The sequence below is a fragment of the Nocardia nepalensis genome, from assembly GCF_048910785.1.
GTDB lineage: Bacteria > Actinomycetota > Actinomycetes > Mycobacteriales > Mycobacteriaceae > Nocardia > Nocardia nepalensis.
Genome location: NZ_JBKBET010000036.1, coordinates 63,709 through 78,659, shown reverse-complemented (window position 1 = coordinate 78,659; position 14,951 = coordinate 63,709). Strand labels below are relative to the sequence as shown.

The 14,951-nt window shown below is 65.0% G+C and carries 12 protein-coding genes; 11 read left to right on the top strand and 1 reads right to left on the bottom strand.

Going from position 1 to position 14,951, the window contains the following annotated elements; translation table 11 throughout:
* Positions 1-15: 15 nt before the first annotated feature.
* Positions 16-4,251 carry an NACHT domain-containing protein gene (locus ACHQ4I_RS30140; protein ID WP_420775267.1) on the top strand — a complete coding sequence of 1,412 codons (4,236 nt, stop codon included), beginning with the start codon at positions 16-18 and terminating at the stop codon, positions 4,249-4,251.
* Positions 4,252-4,961: 710 nt separating this feature from the next.
* Here the strand turns inward: ACHQ4I_RS30140 and ACHQ4I_RS30135 are convergent.
* Positions 4,962-5,762, bottom strand: a complete 801-nt coding sequence (locus tag ACHQ4I_RS30135) for a helix-turn-helix domain-containing protein (RefSeq protein ID WP_420775266.1) — start codon at positions 5,760-5,762, stop codon at positions 4,962-4,964.
* A 758-nt stretch (positions 5,763-6,520) separates the two neighbouring features.
* On the opposite strand from ACHQ4I_RS30135, the gene ACHQ4I_RS30130 reads away from it, so the two are divergent.
* The 10 genes from ACHQ4I_RS30130 to ACHQ4I_RS30085 all read left to right on the top strand — a co-directional run bounded on the left by ACHQ4I_RS30130 (position 6,521) and on the right by ACHQ4I_RS30085 (position 14,948).
* Positions 6,521-7,312, top strand: a complete 792-nt coding sequence (locus ACHQ4I_RS30130) for a hypothetical protein (protein ID WP_420775265.1) — start codon at positions 6,521-6,523, stop codon at positions 7,310-7,312.
* Positions 7,309-8,559 (top strand): cutinase family protein, encoded by a 1,251-nt coding sequence (locus ACHQ4I_RS30125; protein ID WP_420775264.1) that lies wholly within the window; start codon positions 7,309-7,311, stop codon positions 8,557-8,559. The genes ACHQ4I_RS30130 and ACHQ4I_RS30125 overlap by 4 nt, the downstream gene beginning before the upstream one ends.
* Entirely contained in the window at positions 8,559-9,722 is a 1,164-nt protein-coding gene (locus tag ACHQ4I_RS30120; protein WP_420775263.1) for a lipase family protein, read from the top strand. Before ACHQ4I_RS30125 ends, ACHQ4I_RS30120 begins: the two co-directional genes overlap by 1 nt.
* 78 nt (positions 9,723-9,800) lie before the next feature.
* The gene (locus ACHQ4I_RS30115; RefSeq protein ID WP_420775262.1) at positions 9,801-11,300 is read left to right on the top strand and encodes a cutinase family protein; all 1,500 of its coding nucleotides are present in this window, start codon (positions 9,801-9,803) and stop codon (positions 11,298-11,300) included.
* Positions 11,301-11,423: 123 nt separating this feature from the next.
* The gene (locus ACHQ4I_RS30110) at positions 11,424-12,122 is read left to right on the top strand and encodes a DUF8176 domain-containing protein (RefSeq protein WP_420775261.1); all 699 of its coding nucleotides are present in this window, start codon (positions 11,424-11,426) and stop codon (positions 12,120-12,122) included.
* A 111-nt stretch (positions 12,123-12,233) separates the two neighbouring features.
* Positions 12,234-12,791, top strand: a complete 558-nt coding sequence (locus tag ACHQ4I_RS30105) for a hypothetical protein (protein WP_420775260.1) — start codon at positions 12,234-12,236, stop codon at positions 12,789-12,791.
* Complete coding sequence (locus tag ACHQ4I_RS30100) at positions 12,788-13,084, top strand: hypothetical protein (RefSeq protein WP_420775259.1); 297 nt, start codon at positions 12,788-12,790, stop codon at positions 13,082-13,084. The genes ACHQ4I_RS30105 and ACHQ4I_RS30100 overlap by 4 nt, the downstream gene beginning before the upstream one ends.
* A gap of 3 nt (positions 13,085-13,087) precedes the next feature.
* Positions 13,088-14,062, top strand: coding sequence for an alpha/beta fold hydrolase (locus ACHQ4I_RS30095; RefSeq protein WP_420775258.1), 975 nt, complete (start codon positions 13,088-13,090; stop codon positions 14,060-14,062).
* Positions 14,059-14,289, top strand: coding sequence for a hypothetical protein (locus tag ACHQ4I_RS30090; protein WP_420775257.1), 231 nt, complete (start codon positions 14,059-14,061; stop codon positions 14,287-14,289). Before ACHQ4I_RS30095 ends, ACHQ4I_RS30090 begins: the two co-directional genes overlap by 4 nt.
* Positions 14,290-14,309: 20 nt before the next feature.
* Positions 14,310-14,948, top strand: coding sequence for a DUF8175 domain-containg protein (locus tag ACHQ4I_RS30085; RefSeq protein ID WP_420775256.1), 639 nt, complete (start codon positions 14,310-14,312; stop codon positions 14,946-14,948).
* Positions 14,949-14,951 lie beyond the last annotated feature (3 nt).

Here is a 14,951-nt window from a genome sequence, read left to right as displayed (position 1 = left end):
TGCCGGAGCTCCTTGATGAGCGCGGTAGTGGCCTGGCTGTCGTCGGACCCTGGTATGACGGTCGGCATGGATGGGGATGTTCCACGGTTGAGGGCAACGCCGGACGAGCTCAGGACGTTGTTCGAGTCGACGATCAGGGGCCTGCGACCGGCGAACCGGCACCATGAGTTCGAGCGGCTGTGCGTTCAGCATGCACGACGGCGGTTCGATCCGACGCTGGTCGTGTCAGGCGGACCTGTCAGTGCTGGCGGAGACGTGGGAATGGATGGCTACAGTAGCTGGGTAGCCCTAGACGATGCGGCGAATTCAGTGGCGTTCTGGTTCGTTCCGTCTGGCTGGATGACAACGGTGGTCGCTTGCACGACAACGATTTCCGAAAAACTGTCGCGGAAGTTGCGATCAGATGTAGGCAAGATCATTGCGGGTGATCTGCCCTGCGGCCGGATCCTGTTCTACTCGGCCGAGTCGCTGTCAGAGGGCCAGTGGAAGAAGGCCTGCGACAAAATCGAGATTCCTGGTGTCGAGCTCTACTACCGCAGGCCCGAAAGCTTCGCCACCACAATGTGTCAGCCGCAGCCGAGTTCATCGAACCGTGCAGTCGAACTGGTCATTATCGACGGGATGAAGCTAGCCGATGACCTCGGCCGCTCCGTCTTCGCGGCATTAGCTGTCGATTGCTTGCGGCTTCCGCGCGCGTTGCTTCCAATGCAGCGAGATCTGAGCCAGATCCACGCTGTCGTCCGTTCTCGAGCGTGTACTGCCATGGGAGGCTTGTTTCGGAACGATGTGGCAGACCTGAGCCTTCTGGAGTTCACGTCTGAGCTTGATACCGTCCTGGGACAAGCGTTGTCACGTGAGGGTCTGGCCGAACAGTTCGATGAACTGAGAGCGCTCGTCGAGGATGTTGGGTATGGCTGGCCGAAGCTGTTGCCGGTAGACATTCGCGACCCGGAGCATTACGCCGCCCAGCGACAAACGGACTCAGCGATTCGAGGCGCCTGGAGCGACGCTGCTCACGCGTTCGACGATCAGTTCGGCGACCTCGCAACTTTCGTCAGCACGGGCAGGAAGCCAGCGCGGCAGCCAGATTGGGCACGAGAGTGTTCGAATGTGATCGCGAGTCTGCTCGGCGCTTGCGCCGTCGCAGAGAGCGCACTCCGCGGTGCCGCCGAGACGAGTGGTCTCAGTTCCCGCCGAATAGCTTTGGCGCATGCCCGTCGACGCTTGTATGCGGTCGAGGACGCAGCTCGCGTCGTGGAGCGCCGCCTTAAGGTTGAGGCGTCGGGGGTACTGCTGATCGAAGGTGGATGGGGCACGGGCAAGAGCTACCACGCCGCCCGTGCCGCTGTTGCGCGTATTGATTGCGGTGCCCCGACGATGTTCGTCGACGGCAGCAACTGGCCTGTATCCGATGGACCATGGTTGACCGAACTCGCGAAGTCGATCGACTCAGGAATCAGCGGTGAGGAGTTTCTCGATGCGTGGCGACTGCATGCCGACGTGACCGGACAACAGGCAGTCATCATCGTCGACGCGGTGAACGAAGCTTCAAGCGCGCACTGGGAGTTCAGGCTGAACGAACTCGCCGGCCGAGTGTCGCCATATCCAGAGATCACACTAATCGCTACCCGAAGGAACGATCACGAATCCGGCCCCGTTGTCGCTGCCCAACCCCACCAGTGGGGCTTCTATCACCACAACGGAGTCGATCCTGCGCACGCTTGGGAGGTCTTGCGGCGCTATTTTGCGCTACCTCCTGTGATTGCGCCCTGGACACTCCCGGACTATCGAAAACCGCTCGTGCTGAGGATGTTCGCGCGAGTCTGCTTGAACGAATCCGACCAGAGCGCGACTCCGATGGCGGTCGGTGAGCTGTTTGATGCATGGATCAGGGTCCTGTCGACCGACTTCGCCCACCAACGAGATCGTTCAGCGCCGCAACCCTACGACCATGGTGAACTGCGCGCAGTGCTCGCCCATCTCGATGACAACCTCGGACATGGCGTAACTCGTGAAGCGATTCGTCGAGACGCAGCCAGCCTTTCGAGCCCTGAGATCAACAGGGCCATCGATTTCCTGTGCTACGAAGGCGTCCTCACTGAATCCCAGGGCCGATTGCGGTACGGGTTGCAGCGGATCGAGGAGTTCCGTCAAGCACAGCGACTCCTCGACGCCGGGCACCGATGGACACCGACGACAGCCCGCACCCGCTATCGACAAAAGAAGTGGATCAACCCGGACGAGATCACCATCGCGATAGCAGAGATCGCCCCGACTCACCTCGGACACGACGCCCTCTCCGTCAATACCCGCACCTGGCGAGCAGGGATGCCGGAAGCGTTCATCCTATCGTTGCAGAACCGATCACCAAGCACAGTCGGGGAATCGACGATCAAGACGACCCGCAGGCTACTCCAGCGGCGTGTCTGGACTATTGCGATCTGGGTTGTCGCGTTCCAGAACTCTGTCATCCCAGGCCACCCGATCGGTGCAGGATTCATCGATCGCGAAGTGGCATCGATGACCCGAGCAGATCGTGCACAACACTGGGCACAGCCTCTGCAGGCCATTATGGCCCTGGGAGCTGAAGAAGACGACAGCGAAATGGCGGAGCTCCTGCTTTGGATCGATAGCCAGGCCCGCCGAAAGGCGCTGAGTCCCGGCCATCTCGACGAACTTGCGCGAATGCTCATGTGGTGCCTGACCTTGCCGCCGGGCAATGCGTCTGCCTCGGTCGCACGTACCTTGACCGCAGTCCTGCTCGCACGACCCCAGGCAGCCGTCGACATCTTGAGCCTCGCGTATGCCCAGCACGACCTCGACATCTACTGCGGTGTCTGGAACGCCCTATACGGGGCGATCGCTCGCGCTGGTTCGACATCAGCATCGATCGAGTTGGCCAACGCCGCGAGAGAGCACTTTCACAATCACCACGGCAGCACGCAGGGCCTGCCTACACACCTGCGACTCCACACGGCGGTGTATCGCGCACTTAAAGTCGCTGACAAGGCCCACGGCCAGCACTCGCCGCGACCCGCGCTGCATGAGTTCCTCTTTCAGCATGCCGCGCCGTTCAAGGTGCGGTGGATTCATCGTGCCCGACTCCGCGTACGCGCGATCCCCACCGCCGCCGGTGAAGGGATGTTTCGCACGTACCAGGGAGACCTCGCACACGCATACATGTGTTTCAACGCATTGCAGGGATCCGGGCTCGATGTGAGTTTGCGCAGGGCGGTCCAAGTGATGGGTGAGGTTGCCGCCCGCTATGGCGTTTGTGGTTTCGGCCGCCAGCTCATACGACAGCGATCGAAATTGTTGCAGAGCAAGATCTTGGACCAGGCCAAGCAGATCTGGCTGGCCGAGCTGGCGTTGACCAACCCGTATGCTGACGAATTTTATGGGGAGCGAGGTGGTTACGTTCCGCATGCATCGGGCTCCGGCCGATGGATCCTGCCCAGCGATAGCCTCGATGAACTCTGCGACACCACCGTGAGCCTCGATGCTCCGTTGTGCGTTGAGCCAATTGATCGGACTGACGCGGCCTCTATTCCTGTCGAACTCAAGGTGCTGAAAGGTTACGACAGCGACCTGGGCATCCCTTGTATCGAGAGCACCAACTTTTGTTTCGCGGAGTCGGACGGCACCCAGTGGTGGGTTCTGGCCGGTGACTTCGAGATCGAACATCGCCGCGACCTGCCTCTGAGTCTTGGTCGACTACTTGGCGAGTCGCCGCAGATGGGGCCGGACCTTTTACTCGGCCGGGGTGCACGGCACAGATTTTTGATCCGCATCCGTACGTGGCTCGTCCACACCGATGCCGATATTCCCGATGTCTTTCCACTCAGCAGCGACGACTTCGCTGCTGCTGAGTGGGGTAGCCTCGCAGAGGTATTGACTTGCGCAGCCCCCGGCAACGACCCCGCCGTGGTGCCCACCTCGTACGTCTACCAGAACCCACCACCGCAGAAAGATCACTTCATCTGCCTGGTGCCCACCGCGCAATTCCGGGCGGCGCTGGACCTCGAATGGACAGGTCGAGATGTCACGTGCGTCGACAAGCACGGCAACGTCCTGAAAGGTGTGGCCACGCCCGGCTCATACCAGTTGCCATACATCGTTGCCAGCGACGGACTCCGACAACGGGCCGGTGCGCTGGGCTACCGTCTCGTGTGGGAGCTGACCGTGATTGACCACCACGACGCGCCCGACGCGGATAGCAAACGCCGATGCCACCTCAACCCTGACGAGTAAAAACGGCATCGATATCGAAGGGGAGTGTCATACAGGAGGACGGGGACCGCGAAAGCGGAGCGGATGGGCAGCGGGCAGGATCACCAGATGCGCGCCAGCCGCGCGGGATGTCACTGGCCGGGAATACTGTTGCTGTATGAGGATTTTGCCTCGGGTGCCGGCTTCGCGACTGGGATGCCTGGCCTGAGTTAGGACATTTGGCTTAGTGTGTCGTTCCGGTTCGGAGGCGGGTGAGGATTTCTGTCTGGGCTTGGGGGGATTTCGGGTGGGAAGGTTTGGGGGGGTGGTGCCGTTGATGGGTGATGGTGGCGCTGCGGAGTGGGCGGAGTTGTTTGACGATGCTCCCGATTGCCTGGCCGGTGAGGGTAGAACGCCCCTGCGCAGACAGGAACCTGTGTGCGTCAGGGGGCATTGGTAGTACCTTCTTTACCATTACAAGGGCGTCGCGCGTTCCATTGGAAAGCCCAATCCATGATCCTCTCATCAGCAAATTCCTTGGGCGACGATTCCGAAGCCGATGCTTCTTTGTAGTTGTGGCCTCGGTGTGACATGCCCCTCATCGACACTGCAGCGTTGCTGGACCGGTGGTTCCATGGCATTGAGAGCTAGCAGTGAGCGCAGTGGAAAGATCATCGGCAGCAGATGGATTCGCGAGGTTGGATACTCGGATACGGCGTGTCGCTCTAGCGTGTCTGACTGCAGCATGGCGACTAGGGACGTGGGGGTCCGGAGTACGGTTTGCCGATTGCGGTGACGAGGTAGACATCCAGTGCCTCGGTATGCGGAGCGATGCTGATCCGGTAGGAGCGGAGCTCGCCGGTCGTGATATCGCGGTGATGCAGGAGGTGGTCGGTGTCGCGGCCGTAGGTCACCGACAGGCTCGCTGCCCACAGGCGGCGGCATTGCTTGTTGGGCCCGAGCTGGCGGATGAGGTCGCGGGCTTGTTGGGAGTCGCGGTAGATGCCGAGGATGGCCTTGTTGTAGGCGACCGAGTGAGCGGCCTCGCGGTTCCAGTCGACAAAGACCTGTTGGGCGATGGGGCTGAAAATCCAGGTTGGGATCGAGTCGGTCTTCTCGATGCCGGGTAGTGCTGAGTGAAACAAGTCGTTGCAGGCCAGGACGTTCCATATCGGATCCACGTATGCTGCGAACATGCCCCGTCGTTCGAGGTCATCGAGGTGACTTATCCAATCGAGGTTGGCGGCCACGGACCCGCGAAGCTTGTCCACCGGTGCCAGATCCTCAGCCGGAGCACGTAGTTCGTGCAGGTGACGTGCTAGCAGTGAGTCGACCTTGTAGCCAGCGATGATCGCCTCGAGCGTCTCGAGTTTCGGTACATACCTGTCGGTTTCGATCTCGAACAGGTATGAGTCGCTGATGCCGTGGCGGTCGCGAGCTGTGGAGCGTGCCAGCCCCAGGTCCTCTCTGATCAGTCGCAACGTGGTCCCCAGCGTCGGGATGGACGGTTGCGGCTTGAGCCTGCTGTTGTTCGAACGGTGTGTGGGACTCACGGAGTCCCCCCCTTCTGGTGTCTTCCGCTGTCAGATGTGCGGCGATACGATGATCGGTTGCCCCCAAGCACCAGCTCTTTGTCTACCAGAACAGGTAGGCCCCGGCAACATCTTCCATCTCAGAGAAACCGACGATCGTACTGGATCGCGGGACCGTTGGGGTCGCGCGCCCATCGAATGATGCTGCCGCAGAGGGAATCCCCGAAAAAATCTTTTTTGCCAATCAGATCATGAAGTGGGTAGCAAACACCCTGCATGATCGCACTTTAGCAACTTGACGATCCATTCCTCACCTAAAAATAGGTGAACGTAAAGCCTAGCTTTTCGGGTGGTTTCGCGGTTTGGATGTGAAGTGCAAGTCCAAACTGATTGAAAGGAAACCACATTGGACCCACTTACTATCCTGGGATGGGCGAACGCCGCTCTGTCACTGCTGTCGAATGGCTTGTACATAGCAGGACAGGCACTGGCACTCATCGCCCCCTTCATCTGACTGGTAAGACCTGAGAAGCGGCCTCCCAGAAGCGTATTCGCTGCTGGGAGGCACCTCGAAAAGCGCCCGCCCCCGCGCATCCAGGCCATAAAACACTATTTCCCGCCTTCACGATGAAGGGTTATTTGGCATGCCCGAATCCAACAGAATTGCTTGCCGCCGCATACCTGATCAGCGAATTGAAACAGGTGCCGCGCAAGGGCGAAATCGTCTGTCCAGCAGTATCACCCGAGGCAGCCGTGCCATCCTCGCGGGTGCGATACCCGTGGCATTGGTGTTGGCCGCCTCCGCAGGAACAGCCACCGCGGTCGACAGACCCGCCGCCATCGCCGACCAACCCGGTGTCACCAGCCCCGACCAGCCCGGCGCCACCACCCCGCCACCGCCCTCGCCCGAGCCGCAACCAGCACCGACGCCAGCGCCGTTGGTGTACTACTCGCAGCCGCCGGAGATCCGCAATGACGCGACCTCGCGTCCGGCTCCGCCGCCGGAAGAGCCGGTGGAACCGATCAGGATCGAGGACCTACATCTGCCTGAGCCCGTAGCCCCGGTCGCTCCGATCGAGGCGCCGGAGAACACGATTCGTGTCGGGCAGTGGCAGACCCCGCGCCCGGACTGGCTGCCTACTGAATGGGCGGACGCCATCAACGACGCTGCCGCTGGTGCTGAGGCTCAGGTCGCGACCGCGCTGGACTCGGTCGGTATCCCCGCCGGACGCTCGGACCGGGTCTCCGGCGCCACCCTGGGCGGTGCCGGAATCGGTGGCGCCGCAGGCGCTGTGGTTGCCGGGGTGCCGGTAGCTGCCGCCGGGGCGGTCGTCGGTGGTCTGATCGGCGGCACTATCGGCGGCATCGCCGGAGCTGCGCTCGGCACGGTTGTGCCGGTGCCGATCATCGGCACGGTGACCTCCGGCGTTGCCGGAACAGCGCTCGGTGCCGTAGTCGGTGCCGCCGTGGGGGGCGCCGTCCTCGGTGTCCCCGCCGCCGTCGTCGGTGCCGTCGCTGCGGGCACGGTTGGTGCGGGTTTCGGCGCTGGAGTCGGAGTCGGGCAGCCATGAGCACAGAGGCGAACAACCGCGCACGTGTCGTCGCTGCGGCGGTAGCCACCGCTACCGCGCTGAGCCTGGCCGGGGCCACCACTGTCGCCGGACCGGCTGAGGCAGTGCCGATCGGTCCTGGGTGCCCCGCGCTGTATGTGCTCGGTGTCCAGGGCACTGGTCAATCCTCGCCAACCGCGGACCCGGTCGCAGACACAGGAGTCGTTGGCGCGCTTATCGCACCGGTCCTGTCTGCGGCTCCCGGTCTGGTGCAGCGCAGCTACATTCCATATGGCGCTGGGTTCGGTGGCGCGGTCCCCGGCGGCGGGTCCGACCCGTATGTGGTGTCGGTGACCGATGCCCGAAACCAGCTCGATGCCGCTGCTGCGCAGATCACCGAAACGTGCCCTGGCACGATGATCGCCGGGATCGGTTATTCCCAAGGCGCGCAGGCGATGTCGTCTTTCGCCCGCGATATCGGTGCGGGCGCTGGACCGGTCGCGCCCGATCGTATCGCCGGCATCGCACTGTATGCCCATCCCGACCGCGCGCCGGACGCGCCGATCTTCCCCGGCCGCCCTGGACAGACCGTGCCGGATCCCGCACCCGGCACCAGCGGCGCCGCGGTGTCGACGGTGCAGATTTCCAACCCGCCTGCCGGTGGTGGCGGCATCGCCGACGGCGCGACCAGCTACGGCGCACTGACCGGCCGCGTTGCCGATATCTGCACTGACGGCGACCTGGCTTGCTCTGCACCGGACCGGGCAGCGCTGCTGCGTGTCGGTGCCGAGATCGCCGCCCAAGCCGACCTGCGCAACCCCGTTGCGGCCATCGGATCACTGAATACCTTGCTCACTGCCGCTTTGGGCGATGCGTGGACGAGGGTGGTGCTCAACGACTTTCAGGTCGGCGCGGGCAACGTGGACTACGCCCCGCAGTTGGGTTTGGCAGCCAGGTTGATCGACGCCGCCGACCCTCGCACTCCCGCACCGAGCTCCGAGGAGATCGGTGCGGCGGGCGCGCGGTGGAACGAGATCACCGCCACCGTCGCGGCGAACCCGATCGGCCTACTGCCCAAGCTCGCCGGCCAACTCGCCGCGGCATGGGGACAGCTGGTCGCCGATAACGCTGATCTGCTCAATCCCGCGATCTGGGTGCGCTACGCCGACACCGTTGCCCGTCACAACAACTACGCCATCAACGGCCAACTCAATTCGGGCATTGCCTGGATGGTCGCCCTCGCCCACGATATCGCCGGGAGCCGATAATGACCGATCCCACCAGCACCGATGACTTCTACAGCATCCCCGATGACTTCTACAGCATCCCCGAAATCGACTTCACCCCCCAACCAGGGGAGATCCAGCGCCGCCGCAGCGTAAACACCCCGGGGCTACCCGGCGCGAAGCGTGCGTGGCAGCTCGTCTACGCCACCCGCACCGCGTCCAACGCCCCCATCCCGGCGTCGGGGATCGTGATCACACCGGACCGGCCAGACACCGTCGGACCGAGCCCAATCCTGGTGTACTGCACGGAATTCCACGGCCTCGGCGGCCGGTGTGCTCCTTCGCAGTTGCTCGCGGGGGAGGGGACCGAACCCGCAGCCTCGTTCATCGCCACCGCGCTCGAGCGCGGCTGGACGGTGGCGGTGCCCGACGGTCAGTGCTTGGGCATCACCGGGTTGGGACCGCACATGTTCCTGGCCGGTCGCGCCGCCGCGCACACGGTGCTCGACCTCGCCCGCGCTGTCCGCGCCGTGCCGGAACTGGACTCCGCGAACGCGCCGTGCGCGGTGTGGGGATACGCCGACGGTGGACGCGCCGCGATATGGGCAGCCGAACAGCATCCCCGGTACGCGCCGGACCTGGATCTGCGTGGAGTCGCTGCCGGGGCAGTCGTGGCCGATCCCGGGGCGCTGATCGCAGAGATCGACGGCGGGCCGTGGTCAGGGCTGGCGTTGGCCGGACTGATCGGCCTTACGCGAGCGTATTCCCATCTGCCGGTGGGACACCTGCTCACCGACGAAGGACACCTCACCGTCGAGCAGGCACAAGAACTCGACGCGGCGACTCTACTGATCACCTATCGCAACCAGCCGCTGGGGCACTGGTGCGAACGCGACGACCCCTGGAACGACCCCATCTGGCAGTACGTGCTGGCCAATGAGGCCAACGGCTACGCGACCCCAGCGGTACCCGTGCACCTCTACCACGGCACCGAAGACGCCCTCGTGCCGGTAGCGATGGGACGGCACCTGTTCGCCGAATACCGCTCTCTCGGAGTCGATTTGAACTGGCGCGAATACCCGAACAGCCACAGCGGCACCGCCACCGACGGCGCCCCAGAAGCCATCGCGCAGCTGGCCAACTACCTCGCCCGCCCACCCGACCACAGCAGGAACCCGGCACCACTACGCCCGCAGACCACCTGAATCGCCTGCCCGCACCCACGAACCCCTCGCCAGGGTGCGGGCAGGCCCCACAACGAGCACAGATCGAGGTGAAATCCCATGCATCCCCGCACCATCAGGACTCGGACGTTGCGGTGCGCCGCCGCGACGGCACTGATGTCGGTCGTCGTGTCGGTGGCCGGTCTCAGAACGGTGCACGCCGATGACAGTGTCCCGCTCGGCACGAAGTGCCCCAGCCTGTATGCGCTGGGGGTGCAGGGCAATGAGGAAGCATCCCCAGACGCCGGGATCGTCAGCGACTCCGGGGCGTTGGGCCAGGTCTTCGGTCCGCTAGCCGCTGCCGCAGGGGATCTCGTGCAGCGCACCTACGTCCCCTACGGCCAAGCAGCCGACGGGAAGGCCCTGCCGTATGACGCCGCGGTCACCGCCGCCGCGGAGCGCCTGGAACACATGGCCGCCGAGGTCGTCACACGGTGTCCCAACACCAAGATCGCCGCAGCCGGCTACGCCCAGGGCGCAGCCGCGGTCTCCACCTTCGCCCAACGAGTCGGAACCGGCAACGCTCAGGTCGCTGCGGACCGAGTCGCTGGAATCGCGTTGCTGGCCAACCCGACTCGCGTCGCCAATACGCCTGTATTACCCGGTCTGCCCCAGGCGAGCACACCCACGGCGGCGCCAGGTACGACGGGGGAGAAGGTCGCCGCGATCACACTGAGCAATCCAGCGTTGACCGGTATCGGGATCGGCCCGTCGGCGGGGTCCAGCGGGTATGGAGCATTAGTCGGGCGAGTCGCGGATCTGTGTGTAGCCGGTGACGCTACCTGCGACGCACCGGCTGGAAGCCCGCTGGTCACCACGGTGGCCAACATCGCCGCACGGTCGGATCTGCGAGACCCGATCGCCGCGATTTCCACTGTCGCACAAGCATTGTCGGCGACGGTCTACACGACAGCGGTGAATGTGGTCAACGAGGACCTCAGCGGCACGAGCCTCGATCAGCTGTCCTACGACCCCAGCAAATCTCTTGGCCAACGCTTGGCCGAAGCGTCCAGTCCGACCGCCACACCACCAGCACCTGCCGACGCCCTCTCGGCATTGATGAAACTCGGCACGATCGGGCTCGGGGCTGTCGTGTCGGTGGCGCAGAAGGTGTTCACACCAGCGACGGTCGCCGAGCTGGCGACTGTCGGCATGTCCAATCCGTGGGCGGCGATCGCCGCGTTGGGCACCAAGCTCGCCGCAGCGGTTGTGGAATTGATACCGCCGCAGACCGCCAGTCGCTGGATCAATCAAGCCTTCGACGCGATCACCAGCACCATCACCGACCACAGCGAGCTCTACACCCTGGCCAGCTCCGCCCAATACAGCGACACCACCGGCCGCCACGCCTCCTACCAAACCGTGCCCGCCACACAAACCGGGCACTCAGCGCTGCGCGCCACTGCCGACTGGTTCACCGCCCTTGCCCGCGACCTCTCCGCCACCGAAAGCACCTCAGCCCCACCACAATCCACCACCCGCTCGACGACCACACCACCCACCCCCAGCAGCACCACTGCCGTGACACCAGCGGCCCCGACGTCGAGCACCGGCCCCTAGACCCCTTCGGGCGGAGCCCGAATCCGCCCGACGTACCCACACCTTGTCGGCTGATTCTCCCCTGGCCGCCCGCCCGAAGGGCCCGCCCTGCCCGCCAACCACACGAAGGAGGTGAGAACCGAGATGCCCAACACCGGAACCGATATCGACACCGATCATGGTGAGGGATGGCTGCATCACGGCGAACCTGTTGCCCTGCAAACCATCTCGCCCACCACCGGTGACGCAAACCCTGAGCGCGGCACCGAATGGCAGTGGATCAGCCAGCCACCCCCGCAACCCGCCAGCGGCAGAACTCACGCGGGCATACCGCGGCGGGTATGGATCGGGCTTACCGGCGCACTCGGTGTGGCCGCCGCGCTGATCGCTGTGGGAATCAGCTCGATCGCTGACCATCCGGACACGACAGCGGTGATCCCCGCGGCGACCGCGAGCCCCCCGAGAACGACCCCGCCAACCGGTGGCGCATGCACCGGACTGTCGGGGCAGACCGTCACCGACACCGCTGGGGACACCCACAGCTTGGCAGGGGTGATCGTGGCTTTCGAGCATGCCTACTACCGACAGCGCAGCGCCGAAGCCGCCTTGGGGCTGGTCGCCCCCGAGGCTGGTCTCACCCTCGAGGGGCTGGCAGCCGGCATCGCCTCGACCCCGACCGGCACCACCCACTGTGTCGCGATCACCCCGATCGCCGAAGGCACCGCCGAAGTACATCTGGTCGCACAGCATCCCGATGGGCAGCGCATCGACTACCTGCAGTTGATCAACGTCGGCTCTGCTCCGGACGGCGTGGTCATCACCAACATTCAGAAGCGGGGCTGAACGATGGCCGCACCGCTGCACCTACACCGAGACCACCGCGACCGAGGGCACCGCGACCGAGGGCACCGGCTTGACCCGGGCACCATCACCGCGCCAGAACAATTGGCGCCGGTGCGGGAGACACCGCTGCCGACCACCGGCGCGCATCCACCGTTGTTCGCTGTGCTCGGCGCGCACGGCGGTGCCGCAACCTCGACGCTGGCGCGGTGGTGGGCACCGGCGGCCGATACCGGTCTGGCCTGGCCCGCGTCACAGCGCACCACCCAGCACGTCATCATCGCCGCCCGGCTGTGCATGCCCGGACTCACCGCAGCCGCCGAACGTCTCCGCGAATGGCACGCCGCACTGACACCCGACGGCGTCGATGTGATCGGGCTGGTACTCACCGCGGCTCGCCCAGGAAAGGTACCCGCTGTGGTGCGCCGGTATCGCGCTGTGGTCGCCGAGCTGGTCGCACACATCTACGAGATCGGCTGGCACGACGAACTCGTCGTCTGTGAACTGACCGAACTCGCCCAGTATGTGCCATTCGACCCACCGCCACCGCGCCGATCAGGGCTGCGCGATGCGGTCCCCGCCGACGTGCACCACGCCGGAACCCAGATCATCACCCACCTCGCAGCCACCCGTTCGACTGCTGCACAACCCGATTCGGAGACACCGCCATGACCACCGCCTACGCGGTCGGCGAGGCGATCACCATGCTCGCCCAAGAAATCAAACCCACCCCGAAGCCACCTCCGGGCGCGGACAAGCTGATCAACCTCGTCAACTACCTGTCCTGGATCGTCATGCTCGCCGGGATCGCGTCGCTGATCTACGCCGGCGGAAAATTCGGATGGGAGCGATTCCACGGCGGCGCGGTCGAATCACCCAAGATCATCCTCGGCGCCCTCGTCGGCGGCATCATCGCCACCAGCGCCGGAACCATCATGAACGCCGTCGTCACCGGAGGCGCATAACCCATGCGCCACTTCCCGATTCATCCCCAACCGTCGGCAACCCTGCCCGGCAGCTGGAGAGCCGACACCCGGTTCCCGCCCGCGGCGCACAACACGGTCCATCATCGCGACGCGAACCCGTTCACCATCGCGGCCCCCGACGGGCTGCGGCTCTCGGCCGCACGCCTCGGCCCGGCGCATCCTCCGGCGAGCGTGGTCTACGTCCACGCCATGCTCACCGACTCCACCTACTGGACGCCGCTGACCGAGTGCCTGCACCAACGACTCGACGGCGCCATCGCCCAGATCGTCTACGACCAGCGCGCATACAGCACATCCGAGCATCCAGCCCCCGGGGCCGGAACCATATTGCCGACGCTGGTCGATGACCTCGACACGGTCCTCGCCCACGCTCACGGGGCGGTCGTGCTGGTCGCGCACTCGATGGCATCACTGCTGGTGCAGGCATGGGCCGAGCAGTACCCACGCCGTGCCCGCGCCTTGGCAGGGATCGTGCTGTTCAACGGCTGCCCCGAATTCCCCTGGCACCCAACCCGTGACGTCCACGCCGAGGGAGGACGCTCCCGACGCGCAGCATGTCAGCTGCTCGAGGAACTGACCACCTATCTGTTCGAGCCGCCGCTTCGCTACCGGGCGCCGCGCCGCAGCCTGTTCGACGCCATCGGCGGCGCGACGCGCCGCGAGAACCCCGACGCGATGCTCGCCGACCTCGCCGTCTACAGCGGCGCCACCCTGACCGCGGAGGCAGCCAGCGTCTTACGGGCCGTCCCATCCTGGGTACTGACCGGGCAACTCGACCCCGTCGTCGCACCGGCCAGATCCCAGCACCTGGCCGAACGAATCTGGGGCGACTACGACAGCGTCCCCGACGCCGGACATTCCCTGCCCTACGCCGAGCCCGGCAGAGCCTGCGAGCCGATCCTGGCCGCACTCGAGGTCGGCTACCGCACCCACCAACAGGACGGTGACTCGTTGTGATCGCCAAATCACTTCCCGCGCACGTGCTTTCGCCGCTGACTCAATTGCTGGGCTACCTGATGTGGTTCGTGCTGCTGCTGTGCATCGCCCGCGCGGTGTGGGTCGGCGGGCTACTCGCGATCCGCATGTACCGCGAAGAGGCCGTCGAAGGTCTCCTCGGCGCCCTGCTGGGCGCGGCCCTGCTCGGGTCTGCCAGTTCGATCGCCATCGCCGTCCTGCCCACCTAGTCCCCGAAGGAGACCCGCCCGTGAATCGCCCTCCCGCACAGCGCATCAGCGTCGTGGCACTGCTCGTGTTCACCGGCCCGCTCGCCGGGGCGGGCCTGCTCGCTTGCAGCGGCCACGACGCCAGCGAATCCACATCGCAGCGCGACACCGTAACCGTCACCGTGCCAACCGGATTGCGCTGGCAGAGCTTTCAAGGCGTGGACCTGCCCGTCGCCGACCAAGGCCCGAACCGCACCGAAGTACCGGTAGCCAGCGGATTCGACCGCTCACCCGCAGGTGCCGCGCTAGCCGCGATCCACTCGACGGTTCGGATGTCGATCGCCACCGACAGTCAATGGCCCACGGTCGGCCAGCGCATGCTCGCCGAGGGACCGGGCCGCGACAGCTGGGCCACCGCCCGCGCCCAGATTTCGATCACTGCACCGATCACCAACGGCGCACCGAAAGTCGCGGGCTACGTGATCACCTACTACACCCTCGACGCCACCGACGTCGACATCTACACCATCCACCCCGACAACTCCATCACCCGCAACAACGCCCACGTCCTGTGGCAAGGCGGGGACTGGCGGCTGCACCTACCCGAGGACGCGACTTCACCCCCGGTCACCACCGCTGCGGTGCTCCCCGCCGATCTCGTCTCGTTCACCCCGCGCTGAGGA